General features: G+C 62.9%; 14 protein-coding genes and 1 pseudogene. 6 read left to right on the top strand and 9 right to left on the bottom strand.

Annotated elements, in window-relative coordinates; genetic code table 11:
• Positions 1–70 precede the first annotated feature (70 nt).
• Entirely contained in the window at positions 71–991 is a 921-nt protein-coding gene (locus HU773_RS11110; protein WP_057444762.1) for a MurR/RpiR family transcriptional regulator, read from the top strand.
• A 141-nt stretch (positions 992–1,132) separates the two neighbouring features.
• Here the strand turns inward: HU773_RS11110 and HU773_RS11105 are convergent, their stop codons facing one another.
• On the bottom strand, positions 1,133–2,020 hold the full coding sequence (locus HU773_RS11105) for a hypothetical protein (RefSeq protein WP_057959194.1): 888 nt from the start codon (positions 2,018–2,020) through the stop codon (positions 1,133–1,135).
• 397 nt (positions 2,021–2,417) lie between these two features.
• On the opposite strand from HU773_RS11105, the gene HU773_RS11100 reads away from it, so the two are divergent.
• Positions 2,418–3,101 (top strand): response regulator transcription factor, encoded by a 684-nt coding sequence (locus HU773_RS11100; RefSeq protein ID WP_057439073.1) that lies wholly within the window; start codon positions 2,418–2,420, stop codon positions 3,099–3,101.
• Entirely contained in the window at positions 3,079–4,464 is a 1,386-nt protein-coding gene (locus HU773_RS11095) for a sensor histidine kinase (RefSeq protein WP_186625869.1), read from the top strand. The genes HU773_RS11100 and HU773_RS11095 overlap by 23 nt, the downstream gene beginning before the upstream one ends.
• 28 nt (positions 4,465–4,492) lie before the next feature.
• Here the strand turns inward: HU773_RS11095 and HU773_RS11090 are convergent, their stop codons facing one another.
• From HU773_RS11090 to HU773_RS11075, 4 genes are all read right to left on the bottom strand, one after another.
• Entirely contained in the window at positions 4,493–4,909 is a 417-nt protein-coding gene (locus HU773_RS11090) for an SRPBCC family protein (protein WP_057439074.1), read from the bottom strand.
• A gap of 71 nt (positions 4,910–4,980) precedes the next feature.
• Positions 4,981–5,151, bottom strand: coding sequence for a metallothionein (locus HU773_RS11085; RefSeq protein WP_081044213.1), 171 nt, complete (start codon positions 5,149–5,151; stop codon positions 4,981–4,983).
• A gap of 90 nt (positions 5,152–5,241) precedes the next feature.
• Complete coding sequence (locus HU773_RS11080) at positions 5,242–5,697, bottom strand: DMT family transporter (protein ID WP_057439075.1); 456 nt, start codon at positions 5,695–5,697, stop codon at positions 5,242–5,244.
• A 4-nt stretch (positions 5,698–5,701) separates the two neighbouring features.
• Complete coding sequence (locus HU773_RS11075) at positions 5,702–6,187, bottom strand: DMT family transporter (protein ID WP_128593412.1); 486 nt, start codon at positions 6,185–6,187, stop codon at positions 5,702–5,704.
• Positions 6,188–6,301: 114 nt separating this feature from the next.
• On the opposite strand from HU773_RS11075, the gene HU773_RS11070 reads away from it, so the two are divergent.
• Positions 6,302–7,234: a LysR family transcriptional regulator gene (locus HU773_RS11070; protein ID WP_128593411.1), complete on the top strand. Its 933-nt coding sequence runs from the start codon at positions 6,302–6,304 to the stop codon at positions 7,232–7,234.
• 1 nt (position 7,235) lies between these two features.
• Here HU773_RS11070 and HU773_RS11065 read toward each other — a convergent pair whose 3' ends face one another.
• From HU773_RS11065 to HU773_RS11055, 3 genes and pseudogenes are all read right to left on the bottom strand, one after another.
• Positions 7,236–8,555 carry an Nramp family divalent metal transporter gene (locus HU773_RS11065; RefSeq protein WP_057444760.1) on the bottom strand — a complete coding sequence of 440 codons (1,320 nt, stop codon included), beginning with the start codon at positions 8,553–8,555 and terminating at the stop codon, positions 7,236–7,238.
• A gap of 38 nt (positions 8,556–8,593) precedes the next feature.
• Positions 8,594–10,150 (bottom strand): DUF726 domain-containing protein, encoded by a 1,557-nt coding sequence (locus HU773_RS11060; protein WP_170060502.1) that lies wholly within the window; start codon positions 10,148–10,150, stop codon positions 8,594–8,596.
• A 93-nt stretch (positions 10,151–10,243) separates the two neighbouring features.
• Positions 10,244–10,462, bottom strand: a pseudogene (locus HU773_RS11055) (helix-turn-helix domain-containing protein); the annotation flags it as partial.
• A 40-nt stretch (positions 10,463–10,502) separates the two neighbouring features.
• Between HU773_RS11055 and HU773_RS11050 the strand changes: the two are divergent.
• Positions 10,503–12,311: a monovalent cation:proton antiporter-2 (CPA2) family protein gene (locus HU773_RS11050; RefSeq protein ID WP_169990023.1), complete on the top strand. Its 1,809-nt coding sequence runs from the start codon at positions 10,503–10,505 to the stop codon at positions 12,309–12,311.
• Positions 12,312–12,384: 73 nt separating this feature from the next.
• On the top strand, positions 12,385–12,969 hold the full coding sequence (locus HU773_RS11045; protein ID WP_057959190.1) for a DcrB/PsbP domain-containing protein: 585 nt from the start codon (positions 12,385–12,387) through the stop codon (positions 12,967–12,969).
• A gap of 135 nt (positions 12,970–13,104) precedes the next feature.
• Here HU773_RS11045 and cobF read toward each other — a convergent pair whose 3' ends face one another.
• A complete protein-coding gene (gene cobF, locus HU773_RS11040) occupies positions 13,105–13,863 on the bottom strand; it encodes a precorrin-6A synthase (deacetylating) (protein WP_057959189.1) in 759 nt (252 codons plus the stop codon).
• Position 13,864 lies beyond the last annotated feature (1 nt).

Raw genomic sequence — 13,864 nt, 5'->3', positions numbered from 1 at the left:
CCCATTGACCTATTGTCAGGGGCGACGTGCCAGCCGCATGCTCCGTAAGAACAAGCCAGAAGGATTGCCTATGTCCCGCACCGATCAGCAGGCTCCCGCCGAGACCGAGGTCACCGAGGTTCTCGCCAGTCCTCCGATCAATGCCGAGCGTCTGTTGCAGTTGATCACCGATGAATACGAAAGCCTGCCCCGCCAGCTCAAGCGCATCGCCAGCTATATGAGCCAGCAGAGCGACCGGATCATGGTCGACCGCATCAGCGATATCGCCCGGGAATGCGAAGTTCACCCTTCGGCCATCGTGCGGTTTTCCCAGCGCTTTGGTTTCAGCGGCTTCAGCGAAATGCAGGCGCTGTTTCGCGAGGCGTATACCCACAAGACCACGCCGGTGCAGAACTACCAGCAGCGCATCCGCAGCATGATCGCCAACAAGTCGCAGAAAGCCAGCGGCGGCGACCTGGCCCGTGAATGCGTGAATGCCACGCTGTCGGGCATCGAGCGCCTGGGCTTGGAGCTGGACGACGCGGCCTTCGAGAAAGCCGTGGACCTGGTGGTCAACGCCGACAATATCTATGTGGTCGGCGTACGCCGCTCCTTTGCGGTGGCCGACTACCTGGTCTACAACCTGCAGCACACCAACAAGCGTATCCACCTGGTCTCGGGCCTGGGCGGCAGCTACCGCGAACAGATGCGCAGCGTGCGCGCCAATGACTTGGTGATCGCGATCAGCTTCACGCCCTACGGCAAGGAAACCCAGCACTGCCTGCGTATCGCCCAGCACCACCAGGCCAAGACGCTGATCATCACCGACAGCAACCTGTCACCGCTGGCCAAGCGCGCCAACACGGTGCTGCTGGTCAATGAAGGGTCGTCGTTCGCGTTCCGCTCGCTGAGTGCCACGCTGTGCCTGTGCCAGGCGCTGTTTATTGCGGTGGCGTACCGGCTGGAACTGAAGGTTGATGAGATTCACGAACAGGTAGGGTTTGACGACTAAAAAAGGCCGCCCTGCCATGCAGGAGCGGCCTTGATCAAGCGGGTACGCGGGTTAGTGCATGAAGATCGCGATCAGGATAATGACCGGAATCGGCACACCGAGGAACCACAGCAGTAATGAGCGCATGACGTTCTCCTTGAGTTAACGAATGGTTTCCAGATACACCACGGCGTCGCGGCGGCGACCGCCGAAGGTGGCGGCGAAACTGGCGAAGAAAGCACCGAGCAACAGTGCGACAAAGGTCCACAGCGAGGTCACGGCGGCGATTTTGCTGGCGGTGTCGGCGGCCTGCCTGGCTTTCAACTTGGCCTCTTCCAGGGCTTTGCGGGCGTCACCGTAGACCTGGTCGACGCGCCGTTCGGCATCGGCCTGGCTGAGGTTGGTGCGCTGGCTGATCAACTGCGCCAGGTAGGCACGGTCCTGCGGGGCCAACTGGCCGTCATTGCCCAGGGTGCGGGCGAAGATCCGCGCCACCACCCCATGCACTGCGTCATCACTGGCGGCTGCCGGGCGATCATCGCGGAACAGGCTGTCAACGTAATAGCCGAAATCGTCGCCATTGGCCGCATTGCCGGCGGCCTGGGTCAAGCCGCTGGCTGCGCCCGAGGCCACACTCGCACCGGCCTGCACCCCACCACCGACGATGCTGCTGACCGAGCCGACCACCAGGGTCGCGGTCACCAGCGTGGCCACGGCCCAGGCGAGAAAACCATGGGCGGTGTCGCGAAAGTACACCTCATCGCCATGCATATTGGCCCACTTGACCCGCAGCCGACCGGCGAGGTAACCGCCCAGTCCCGCCGCGACAATCTGGGTGAAGGCCAGCCAGACAATCGTGGAAATGCCCAGGCCCTTGGCGCTGATGCCACTGTCGGCCCACGGCGACACCGCCGAAAAGCCCAGGCCGAAGCCCAGCAGCACCAGGACCAGGGACAACGCAGCGGCGGCCGCAGCCCCGGCAAAGATCGCCCCCCAGGAAACCCCGGAGAGCGTGCTCGACTCTTGCAAAGTGGATGAGGATGTCATCATTGTTGTTGTGCTCCAGGCATTGAAAAATGGTGTTACATCTGTCGAAACGGACAGTGCAGACGCCGTGCCAGTCGCCTTGAAAATAAAAACCCATTAATTTCAATCAGATAAGCAAGTTGAACTTCCAAGAATCATGCAACTTGCAAGAACCAGGCATAGAGGGCGGGCGTTATGCACTCCCAGGACCGGCACCGCCAACCCCTGTGGGAGCGGGCTTGCCCGCGATGGCGGCGTGTCAGTCACCGAATGCTTGGGCTGATCTACCGCTATCGCGAGCACGCCGGCTCCCACATTTGACCGAGGTGACCTGGAGAATGGCCTACATGAATTTTCTTTTAGAAACCTCGCTGGCATTTCTTGGCAAAATGCCCCACTCCCGTGTGACCAGGTAACCTGTATGACCCGCATTTTGACCATCGAAGACGACGCCGTGACGGCCCGCGAGATCGTCGCTGAGTTAAGCAGTCATGGACTGGACGTGGACTGGGTCGACAACGGCCGCGAAGGTCTGACGCGGGCAGTCAGTGGCGATTACGACCTGATCACCCTCGATCGCATGCTCCCGGAGCTCGATGGCCTGGCCATTGTCACCACCTTGCGCACCCTCGGCGTGTCGACGCCGATCCTGATGATCAGCGCCCTCTCCGACGTGGATGAACGGGTACGCGGCCTGCGCGCCGGTGGCGATGACTACCTGACCAAACCCTTTGCTTCCGACGAGATGGCCGCGCGGGTCGAGGTGCTGCTGCGCCGCAACAACGCGGTCAAGGCCGCGCAAACCGCCCTGCGCGTGGCCGACCTGGAACTGAACCTGATCAGCCGCGAGGCCAGCCGTGCCGACCAGCCGCTGAGCCTGCTGCCGACCGAGTACAAGTTGCTGGAATTCCTGATGCGCAACACCGGGCAGATCCTCTCGCGGATGATGATCTTCGAGGAAGTCTGGGGTTATCACTTCGACCCGGGGACCAACCTGATCGACGTGCACATTGGCCGCCTGCGCAAGAAAATCGACCCGCCGGGCCTGACGCCGCTGATCCGCACGGTACGAGGTTCGGGCTATGTCATTGCTGAACCCGTCTAACGGCTGGCGCTCGTCCAGCAGCCGTCTGCTGGCACTGTACAGCTCGCTGTTCGTGGCCTGGAGCTGCATCCTCATGGGGGTGCTGTATTACGAGGTCTCGGGTTATCTGGGCGACCTGTCGCGCCACTCGCTGATGCAGCGCCAGCATCTGTTCCAGCGTTTCAACGGCGCGCAACTGGATGAAGCCCTGGCCACCAGCATGACCTTCGATATGAAGGGCATGGATGCCTATGGCCTGTTCGATGGGCAACAACGCCCCCTCAGCGGCCCGCTCCAGCAGATCCCCGCAGGCTTGCCCCTGGACGGGCGCATCCATGCCTTGGCCAACTGCATCGAATCGGATGACCCGAAACTGCCCCGGGGCAGCTGCGACGCCGTGGCAACCCACACCCAGGATGGCCGCTGGCTGGTGCTGGTGCGCGACAACGGTTCGTTGCTGGGCGTGACGCGGATCATCCTGCAAGCCCTGCTCTGGGCGATCTCCCTGACCATCATCCCCGGCGTCGCCGGCTGGCATCTGTTGCGCCGGCGCCCGCTGCGGCGGATTCGCGGGATCCAGGCCAGCGCCGAAGCCATCGTCGCCGGCGACCTGACCCACCGCCTGCCGCTGTCCAACCGCCGCGATGAACTGGACATGCTCGCGGCCATCGTCAATGCCATGCTTGAGCGCATTGAAAAGCTGATGAACGAGGTCAAGGGCGTGTGCGACAACATTGCCCACGACCTGCGCACCCCACTGACCCGCTTGCGTGCGCAACTGTACCGGATCAAGCAGCAGACCGATGAAGGTTCGCCGCAGGCCCTGCAGCTTGATGAAGTCATCAGCGAGACCGACACCCTGATGGCGCGCTTTCGCGGCCTGTTGCGCATCTCCGAGCTGGAAGACCGTCAACGACGCTCCGGTTTCCTGGTCTTCGATCCCCTGCCCTTGCTCCAGGAACTGCATGATTTCTACCTGCCACTGGCGGAAGAAGGCCAGTTGGAGCTGCTGCTGCAAGTCCCCGAATCATTGCCGCCGATCACCGGTGACCGCGCACTGTTGTTCGAGGCCCTGGCCAACCTGCTGAGCAATTCGATCAAGTTCACCCCGCCGGGCGGCGAAGTGATTCTGCGCGGGCTCGACCAGGCAGGCAGTGCGCGCATCGAGGTACTGGACTCCGGCCCGGGAATCCCGGAAACGGAACGCGCGGTGGTATTCCAGCGGTTTTACCGGGTCGACGGTGGTCAGCAGGGCAGCTTTGGCCTGGGCCTGTCGATTGTGGCGGCGATCGTCAACCTGCATGGCTTCGGCCTGGAAGTCGGCAGTAGCGAGCGTGGGGGCGCGCGGTTGACCCTGGAGTGCCGCACACAACAGCCGCTGTAGGAGCCGGCTTGCCGGCGATAGTGGCGGATCAGGCCGGGAAGTTTTTGCGCAGGGCCTCGACGCCGCCGGTGTAGACGCCGCTGAACAGCTCTTCCACCTCGGCATCCGTCACACCGGCAATCGGAGTGAACACACCGGACCAAGTGACTTTGGCCGAATGCTCACCCAACGCTTCAACCTGCAATGTCGCCAAATAGGCACTGACCGGAAACGGCGATTCGCTGATGGTGTAGCTGTAGGTGCGCGCAACGTTGTCAAAGGTCTGCAAGTGCTCGACCACCACGGCGCCATCCGCCGTTTGCAGGTGACGCACGCGCCCGCCTTCACCCGGCTCGCTCTTGGCAATCAATGGCAGCCAGTCAGGCAACGAGTTGAACCCGCCGACCAATTGCCAGACTTGATCGGCCGAGACCGGGATTTCAATGACAGCAGCTGCTTTGGCCACGATAAAACTCCACGACAGGGGAAAAAGCCAGGCAGCTTACGCTGCCTGGTGGTGTTGGCGCTATTGGCCGATCAGCCATGGGCCGACTTGGCACACTCGCAGCCGGTCGCCGATTCGCACGGCTCACCATGGGCATGGTGCTCGGCACAACCCTGGCAGCAATAGCCCTTGCCGTCTTTGATCACAGCGTTCGGCCCCAGTACACATTTGCAATGCGGGCAAGCACAGGTTGGATCTGGCATGTTAAGACTCCTTTTTCATGGTCGTCCTGGTGCAGCGAATGCTGGCACCTTAAGCAGTGACTCCCGCCCGCCACCCAAGGTTCAGCGCCGTTAATCAGCCTGGCGTGCACTGCTGCGGTACATGAACACCAGTGCCAACGCCAGGCACAGCATCGCCAGCACCCGGCTGCCGGACAGTTCGATGGCGGTGTTGCCCAGCCAGCCGAAGTTGTCGATCAGCATGCCCATGGCCAATTGGCCGACGATCACCGCGACCGTCGCCACCGCCGTGCCCACGATCGGCACCGCACCGACCATCACCATCATGTACACCACACCGAACAACGCCCCGGTCAGTTGCCACTTGGGCACCTCCAACAGGCTGACGGCCTGGGCCGGTTCGAAGAACAGGATCAGCAGGCCAGTCACCAGCGTGCCCACCGAGAACGTCACCAGGCTGCTGCGCAGCACACCGACGGTTTGCCCCAGGCGCCCATTGATCGCCGCCTGCACACTCAACACCGCGCCGGCGGCAACCACCAGCACCAACAATAGAAGCAGATTCATCGCCTTAACCCCGCGCAATCAAAACAAGAGCCACCACAATCAACAGCAACGCAATCCAGCGTTCACCGTTGACCCGCTTGCGGGCAGTGCCGAACCAGCCAAAGTGGTCGATCAGCACACTCTTGCCGACCTGCCCGGAGAGGATCGCGATCATGGTCATGGCAATGCCGATATGGGGCGTGGCCAGGGTTAGCACCACCACATACATCGGCCCCAGGAACCCACCGATCAGCTGCCAGCGCGGCAGCTCGTTGAGGGCCGGACCTTGTTGTGGGCCGCTGAACAGCAGCAGCAACAGGAGGATCGCCGTGCCCACCGCGAAGATGCTCAAGGTCGCCCACAAGTGCCCCACCTGGGCACCCAACGGCCCCAGCAACCCGGCCTCCACCGACAGGCCCATGCCTGCCAGGATCACCAGCGGCAACAGCAGCAGCCCCAGGCGGTTTTTTGGTCGGGCCTGGGCCGCGACCCCAAGAGAAGAACTTTGCATACAGCACCTACAGGTCAGAAGAACAATGACGCGCATTATCCGGTGGCACACCTGTGCGATAAATGGGAGCATGCGGACAACACCTTTGCGTAATACGCACAGCATGGAGTGACGATGCAGGGCTTCAACGAGCTGAGTTTCAAGGCGCTACGCCTGTTTGTCGCGGTGCTGGACCACGGCAGCTTCTCTGAAGTCGCACGCCGCGAAGGCCTGGCGCCCTCTTCCATCTCCCGGCAGATCCAGTTGATGGAACAGGCCCTGAGCCAGCAATTGCTGTATCGGCATACCCGTGCGGTCAGCCCCACGGAAGCCGGGCGCTTGCTCGGGCATCATGCGCGCTTGATGCTGCAACAGCTGGAAGAAGCCGGGCAGGCCCTGCAGGAACAGGAAAGCGAGCCCAGCGGCCTGGTGCGCATCAATGCGCCCATGGTGTTCGGCCAGCGCCACCTGTCACCCTGGCTGGCCGAGTTGTGCCAGCGATACCCCAAGCTGCAACTGGATATCCAGCAGACCGACACCTACGTCGATCCTCTGCAGGAAGGCGCCGACTTGTTGTTCCGTATCGGTGTGCTCAACGATTCCGGAATGCAGGCGCGTATTTTCGCGCCCCAGCGCTACAGGATTGCCGCCAGCCCCGACTATCTGGCGCGCTTTGGCACTCCACGCCATCCCGATGAGCTGCTCAATCACCAGTGCCTGGCGTACAAGGGCGTGAACGGCCAGCAGCGTTGGTTCTTCCGCCGCGCCCAGGACGACTGGACGCCCTATACAGTCAGGGGCCCGATCACCGGCAACCATGCCGACACCCTGGCGCGCGCCGCCGAACAGGGCCTGGGGTTCGTGGTGTTCCCTTCGTGGCTGATCGGCGACAGCCTGCGCGCCGGACGCTTGCAGGCGGTGCTGACCGAATATGAAGTGGCCACCACCCTGGAGCCGCAGCAGATTGCCGCGCTGTGGCCCGGCAGCCGGCGGTTGTCGGTGAAGGTGCGCACGGTCATCGACTTCTTTGTCGAACGCTTCGGCAGCGTGCCCTACTGGGACCGCTGACTCAGAACAGCCACTGGCCGATCAGCCAGGCGTTGGCGCCGCTGATCACACTAAACAGGCTCCAGGCCAGGATCCTGGTGGGCAGGCGATTGACGAACGGCCCCATCAGTTGCCGGTCGCCGGTCATGCGGATCAACGGGTACAGGGCAAAGGGCAACTGCAGGCTGAGCACCACCTGGCTGAGGATCAGCAACTTGCCAATGGCATCATCGCCCATCAACCACACCCCGAGAAACGCCGGGATCAGCGCCAGGCCACGGGTGATCAGGCGGCGTTGCCAGCAAGGAATGCGCAGATTGAGGTAACCCTCCATGATCACCTGGCCGGCGATGGTGCCGGTGAAGGTCGAGCTTTGCCCGGACGCCAGCAAGGCAATGCCGAACAGGATACTGGCAAAGGCGCCGCCCACCAGCGGGTCCAGCAGGTGGTAGGCGTCCTGGATTTCCACGACCTCGGTATGACCGCTCTGGTGGAATGCCGCGGCGGCCAGCACCAGGATCGCCGAGTTGACCAGCAAGGCCAGGGCCAGGGAACCGATGGTGTCGATACGCGCCAGCTTGACCGCGTCCTGGCGGCTGGCCAGGTCTTTGCCGAACAGGCGGGTTTGCACGATGGACGTGTGCAGATACAGGTTATGTGGCATCACGGTGGCCCCAAGGATACCAATGGCCAGGTACAACGGCGCCGCATCGCTGATCGCCGAGAGCGACGGGGTGAAGCCACGCATGACATCCGGCCAATAGGGTTTGATCAACACCAGTTCGACAAAGAAACACACACCGATGGTCGCCACCAGCGCCAGCATGATCGCTTCCAGGCGCCGGAAGCCGCGGTTTTGCAGGGCCAGGATCAGCAGCGTGTCAAACGCGGTAATGACAATACCGGTGGTCAGCGATACCCCCAGCAACAGGTGGAACGCCAGGGCGCAGCCGAGGACTTCGGCCAGGTCGGTGGCGATAATCGAGATTTCCGCCAGCACCCATTGCGTGCGCGCTGAACGCCGGCTGTAGCGCTCGCGGCACAGCTGCGCCAGGTCCTTGCCGGTGGCGATGCCCAGCCGCGAACACAGGCACTGCACCGCCATCCCCGCCAGGCTGGCGAGCAACACCACAAACAGCAGGTTGTAGCCATAGCGCGACCCGGCCTCGATGGCCGTGGCCCAGTTGCCGGGGTCCATGTAGCCGATGGAAATCAGCAGGCCGGGACCGGCAAACTGCAGCACCCGTTTGAAAAACGGCGCACGGGGATCGACGGGGATGGTGCCCGCCACTTCCGGAGGGCAAAACGGGGCGGTCGCAATTTTCGGCAGGCTGAATTTCACGCGGGGTACCCGGCAGACACACAAGACAAGGACGCAGCTTAGCAGTCAGGCGAGACCGTGCGCATCAGCGTTTCCCGGGGCAGATCAAGCGCCTCGACCACCTGCACCACCAGGTCCATTTCCTGATTCAGCGCCTCGCGCTCCATGCGCTGGCGAATCACCCCCAGCACCAGAACCGCCAGGGTCGTGATGGAATACGCCGGCCCGGAAAACGCCCGTACCCCGCTCACCAGCAGCATGGCCGCCGCCAGCGCCTGCCCCACCACCGGAATCGCCGTGGCCGCACCGCGCCGCAGGATAAACCCGGTCAACCCGGCCAGCGCCGTTCCGCTCAATGCGGTGGTGGCCGAGCGGCCAACATCGAAACGGTGGAAAAACCCCTGTTCCTTTTGCGCGGCGGCCCGGAGTTCGGCCTCGAACACCTGGCGGTCGGCCTGGCTGAGTTTGTCCTTGTACTGTTCGATCAGGGTCTCGGCGACCCGCTCTTCCAGGCTCACCAGGGCCACGCTGTCGATGGGCTGGTCAAACTTGATACCGACGCGCAGGGCCACGTCCTGGGCCAATTGGCGGTAACTCACGCCGTGCCCACGGGCCAGGTTCATAAAGCTGTCACCGCCCATGCGCTGCAACTCGATGGCCAACTGCAGTGGGTCGCGCACATCCGCAGCGATGGTCGCACTGCGCTTGGCGGCCATCAGTTCGGCGAGGAACTGCAACTCTGGCGCCCGTGCCTGGAGCAGCACCGGATACAGGTCCACATCCTCTTCGGCAAAGCGCACCTCGGCACTGCGCTGGTCCGCACGGATCATGCCCCGGCGCTCTTGCAGCAAGTCGGTGTACTGCACCACGGTCTGCAACTGCGGCCAGTAGGCAGCGTGGTCGAACGTGACCAGATGCACATTGGTCACTTTGCCCTTGAGGGATGGCGTCAGGGGGATGGCATAGCGGCCAATACAGCGCTCGGTATCCGGCTTGAGCGCCAGGGCCCAGTCCTTGCTGGAGTGGCAATTGATCACGCGCCCCTTGAGTGGTGCCGACACCTGCTCCCAGGGGCTGGACGTGCAAATCGCCCCGCCCATCAACAACAGGTGATTGAGGGGCAGTTCCCGGGCCAGCTCCGGGCTGGCCAACAGGCTCTTGACCAGCAGGCGTGCGCCCAGGGAGTGGCCGATCAGGTTGATCTGACGGACCTCGATCGACTCGGCGTGCAGGTAGTTGGCCAGCTCCGCCAACAGCGTCCTGGCCACCTCGTCCACCCGCGCCTCGACACTTTTGTAGTGATCGAGAAAATAACCCACCGCCTTGCCCAGACCCACGGTCGCCGCGCCCAGGCTGCCGCCGCCGAGCATCGAGGCAATGATGTCCTTGAAGGGGGCGAAGAGGTTTTCCAGGAAATGCCCGGCCGGCCAGAACAGCATCAGGTTGGTCGAACCCTCGATCCCCGCCAGCTGCGCCTGGAAACTGGCCAGTTGTTGCTGGTTGAAAAACGCAGAATAACCATGGACATAGAGATTGAGCACCTGCCCCTGGGGCTCGCCGCACAGCACGAACGAGGGCTTGCGGGTGCGGTGCATTTCATCCCACTGGTGTTGCATGAGGCGTTGGCTCCTGGTGAAAACGCAGGGCGATAGTAACAAGAATTGGCGCAGGACCTGGCCCTGTAAAGGACTGCATCCAGCACAATAGGTGGCGAAGTTGTCGATCTTGACCTGCCCGTCCGGGAACGTCGCCCGGATGTAGTTGCGCAAGGTGCTGATGTACCTATCGGTACGACGCTCCATCTTGGAAACCGCCGCCTGGTTGATATCTAATGCCTTGGCCAGGCTTTCCTGGCTCAACAGGCGCTGGCGCAATGCGTCGTGCCTTGGCAAAAATTCAGATTCAACAGCGTAAAAGCGCGCTCTAATAGCGCCCTGTCGATTCGCCTCAAAGATTCTGGAGTAAGCGATGCCCCATGAAGGCAACCTGTTACAAGCGGCCGTAGTTTTCCTGTTGGCGGCGGTGCTGACCGTGCCTCTGGCCAAGCGCCTGCAATTGGGCGCGGTGCTGGGCTATCTGTTCGCCGGTGTGATCATCGGCCCCTCGGTGCTGGGGCTGGTGGGCAACCCGCAAAGTGTCGCGCAGTTCTCCGAGCTGGGGGTGGTGTTGTTGCTGTTCATCATCGGCCTGGAACTGTCGCCAAAACGCCTGTGGGTGATGCGCAAGGCGGTGTTTGGCGTGGGCCTGGCGCAGGTGCTGCTGACCGCAATGGTGATGGGTGCAGTAGCGCTCTGGGCCTTTGGTCAGTCGTGGAATAGCGCGATTGTGCTGGGCCTGGGCCTGGCGCTGTCCTCCACCGCCTTCGGCCTGCAAAGCCTGGCCGAACGCAAAGAACTGAACAGCCCCCACGGGCGCCTGGCCTTTGCGATCCTGCTGTTCCAGGACATCGCGGCGATCCCATTGATCGCCATGGTGCCGCTGCTGGCCGGCAGCGACCACACCACCACTGCCGCCCAGGACCTGAACCACGGTTTGCAGGTACTGGGCAGCATCGCCGTGGTGATCATCGGCGGTCGCTACCTGTTGCGGCCGGTGTTTCGTATTGTCGCCAAGACCGGCCTGCGCGAAGTGTCCACCGCCACCGCGCTGCTGGTGGTGATCGGCACCGCCTGGCTGATGGAGCTGGTGGGCGTGTCCATGGCCCTCGGCGCATTCCTCGCCGGCCTGCTGCTGGCCGACTCGGAATACCGCCACGAACTGGAATCGCAGATCGAGCCGTTCAAGGGCCTGCTGCTGGGGTTGTTCTTTATCAGCGTGGGCATGGGCGCCAATATCGGCCTGTTGTTCAGCACGCCCTTCGTGGTGCTGGGCCTGACCCTGCTGCTGATCGCCATCAAGTTGCCGCTGCTGTACGCAGTCGGGCAGATGGTCGGCGAGCTGAACCGCGAGAGCGCGGTGCGCCTGGGCGTGGTCCTGGCGGCCGGCGGTGAGTTTGCCTTTGTGGTGTTCAAGATCGGCCGCGACCAAGGCCTGTTTGCCCCGCACCTGTACGATGTGCTGGTGCTGACCATCACCCTGTCCATGGCCCTCACCCCGCTCCTGCTACTGCTGTGCCCGAAGCTGTTCCGGCCCAAGACCAAGCCGGTGGACGTGCCGGAAGAATACCGCGCGATCGAGAGCGATGCGCCGCGCGTGGTGATCGCCGGGATGGGCCGGATGGGGCAGATCGTGGCGCGGATCCTGCGGGCGCAGAACATTTCGTTTATCGCCCTCGACACCTCGGTGGAAACCATCGATCTGACCCGCAGTTTCGGCGGCATGCCGGTGTTCTACGGCGATCCCCAGCGCCCAGAGATCCTGCACGCGGCCAAGGTCGACCAGGCCGAGTACTTCGTGATTGCCATGGATGATCCGGAAATCAACATCAAGACCGCCGAGCTGGTGCGCAATCTGTACCCGCACATGAAGATCATCGCCCGCGCCCGTAACCGCCAGCACGTACACCGCCTGGTGGACCTGGACGCGTCACCGGTGCGCGAAACCTTCTATTCCAGCCTGGAAATGAGCCGCCGCACCCTGGTCGGCCTGGGCCTGAGCGAGACCCAGGCCGATGCACGGATCAACCGCTTCAAGCACCACGACCTGCAATTGCTGGCGGCCCAGCACGCGGTGTACGACGACGCGGCCAAGGTGATGCAGTCGGCCCAGGAAGCCCGTGCGGAACTGGCGCGGTTGTTTGAAATGGACCGCCTCGAAGAGGAATCCGCAAAGGTCTGAGGATGGATCCGAACGAAATTGCGAATTTTCTGACAGAATATGGCGCAATTTCGTTCATCCATTGGAAGACCTCATGCTCACCCTCAGCAAAATCGCCACCCGCCTGGCCCTGGCGCTGACCGTCAGCCTGGGCGCCAGCCCGCTGTTCGCGGCAGCCAAGCCGGCCGCCGCGCCGCCGGACGACTTCCAGATCGTCTCGACCCTGGACGGCAAATTCACCTTCACCCTGCCCAAGGGCTATGTCGCCGATGCCCTGCCTGCCGGCGCGCAAGCCCAGGGCACCGCTGGCGCCAACGGCACGATGTATATCAACCAGGCCTCAAAAAGCGTGGTGGTGGTGGCCCAGACCCTGCGCAATGACGGGATCGACTTGAAGGACGACGAACCGCTGTTTCTCGACAGCGCGGTCGAGGGTTTCCTCAAGGACGTCGGCACCAGCCTGCCGGACTACAAGAAACTGACGCAGAAAAAACTGCTGATCAAAGGCGTGGGCCTGCGCCAGATTGATGGCACGGCCACCATGGGCGGCGGCAAGACCTTGAACTCGACCTTCCTCGCAGGCTCCGGCAACCGGTTGCTGGTGATCCAGGCCATTTCCCGGGCCGAGGATGTGACCGGGCATGGACTGCTGGTCAGGCAGATCACCAGCGGCAAGTGACATCCCCCTAGGAACCACACATCCAATGTGGGAGCGGGCTTGCCCGCGATCGCGGTGTATCAGCCAATACATAGGCTGACTGACACGCCGCCATCGCGGGCAAGCCCGCTCCCACTTTGTTTATTGCATTCCCCCCTACGGCTTGCGTAGCAGGTAGGTATCCATGATCCAGCCATTGGCCTGGCGCGCCGCCTTGCGCACGCGCTCGATTTCCTCGGCCACCTCGGCCACCTTGCCGCTGATCAGGATTTCATCCGGCGTGCCCAGGTACGCGCCCCAGTAAATCTCCAGGTCCTGGTCCGCGACGCTGCGGTAGGAGTCCTCGGCGTCGAGCATCACCACCAGGGTATCGGCATCGCTGGCCTGCCCCGCCGCGAGCCGGCGCCCGGTGGTGATCTCGATGGACCGGCCAATGCGGTTCAACGGCACTTTGTGCTGGGCCGCCAGGGCCTGGACGCTGGTAATCCCGGGGATGACCTCGAACTCAAACTCACTGCCGCCACTGGCCAGGATCGCCTGCAGGATGCGGATGGTGCTGTCGTACAACGCCGGGTCGCCCCAGGCCAGGAAAGCGCCCACTTCGCCGTCGGCCATTTCCTGGTTGATCATGCGCTCGAACGTCTGTTGCTTGTCGCGATTCAGATCCTGCACGGCCGTGGTGTAGTCGACCTCGCCACGCACACGCTCGGGGCAGTCGGCTTCGACAAAGCGATAGGTGCGGTCGGCGTCGATATAGGTCTGGCAGATTTCCCGGCGCAGGTCGATCAGCTTGTCCTTGCTCTGGCCCTTGTCCATCAGGAAAAACACGTCGGTGCGGTTAAGCGCCTTCACCGCCTGCATCGTGATGTAGTCGGGGTTGCCGGCGCCAATGCCGATGATCAGGATCTTTTTCATG

Origin of the sequence: Pseudomonas shahriarae, assembly GCF_014268455.2 — a bacterium.
Taxonomy (GTDB): Bacteria; Pseudomonadota; Gammaproteobacteria; order Pseudomonadales; family Pseudomonadaceae; genus Aquipseudomonas; species Aquipseudomonas shahriarae.
Note: the sequence above shows the minus strand (reverse complement) of the source record. Positions and strands in the feature narration are given on the sequence as shown.

Bases quoted from the DNA above. Each gene is read 5' to 3' on its own strand.
- HU773_RS11095 (WP_186625869.1), top strand. From the start codon at position 3,079: ATGTCATTGCTGAACCCGTCTAACGGCTGGCGCTCGTCCAGCAGCCGT.
- HU773_RS11080 (WP_057439075.1), bottom strand. From the start codon at position 5,697: ATGAATCTGCTTCTATTGTTGGTGCTGGTGGTTGCCGCCGGCGCGGTG.
- HU773_RS11050 (WP_169990023.1), top strand. From the start codon at position 10,503: ATGCCCCATGAAGGCAACCTGTTACAAGCGGCCGTAGTTTTCCTGTTG.
- HU773_RS11075 (WP_128593412.1), bottom strand. From the start codon at position 6,187: ATGCAAAGTTCTTCTCTTGGGGTCGCGGCCCAGGCCCGACCAAAAAAC.
- HU773_RS11060 (WP_170060502.1), bottom strand. From the start codon at position 10,150: ATGCAACACCAGTGGGATGAAATGCACCGCACCCGCAAGCCCTCGTTC.
- HU773_RS11105 (WP_057959194.1), bottom strand. From the start codon at position 2,020: ATGATGACATCCTCATCCACTTTGCAAGAGTCGAGCACGCTCTCCGGG.
- HU773_RS11100 (WP_057439073.1), top strand. From the start codon at position 2,418: ATGACCCGCATTTTGACCATCGAAGACGACGCCGTGACGGCCCGCGAG.
- HU773_RS11085 (WP_081044213.1), bottom strand. From the start codon at position 5,151: ATGCCAGATCCAACCTGTGCTTGCCCGCATTGCAAATGTGTACTGGGG.
- HU773_RS11045 (WP_057959190.1), top strand. From the start codon at position 12,385: ATGCTCACCCTCAGCAAAATCGCCACCCGCCTGGCCCTGGCGCTGACC.
- HU773_RS11110 (WP_057444762.1), top strand. From the start codon at position 71: ATGTCCCGCACCGATCAGCAGGCTCCCGCCGAGACCGAGGTCACCGAG.
- HU773_RS11070 (WP_128593411.1), top strand. From the start codon at position 6,302: ATGCAGGGCTTCAACGAGCTGAGTTTCAAGGCGCTACGCCTGTTTGTC.
- cobF (WP_057959189.1), bottom strand. From the start codon at position 13,863: ATGAAAAAGATCCTGATCATCGGCATTGGCGCCGGCAACCCCGACTAC.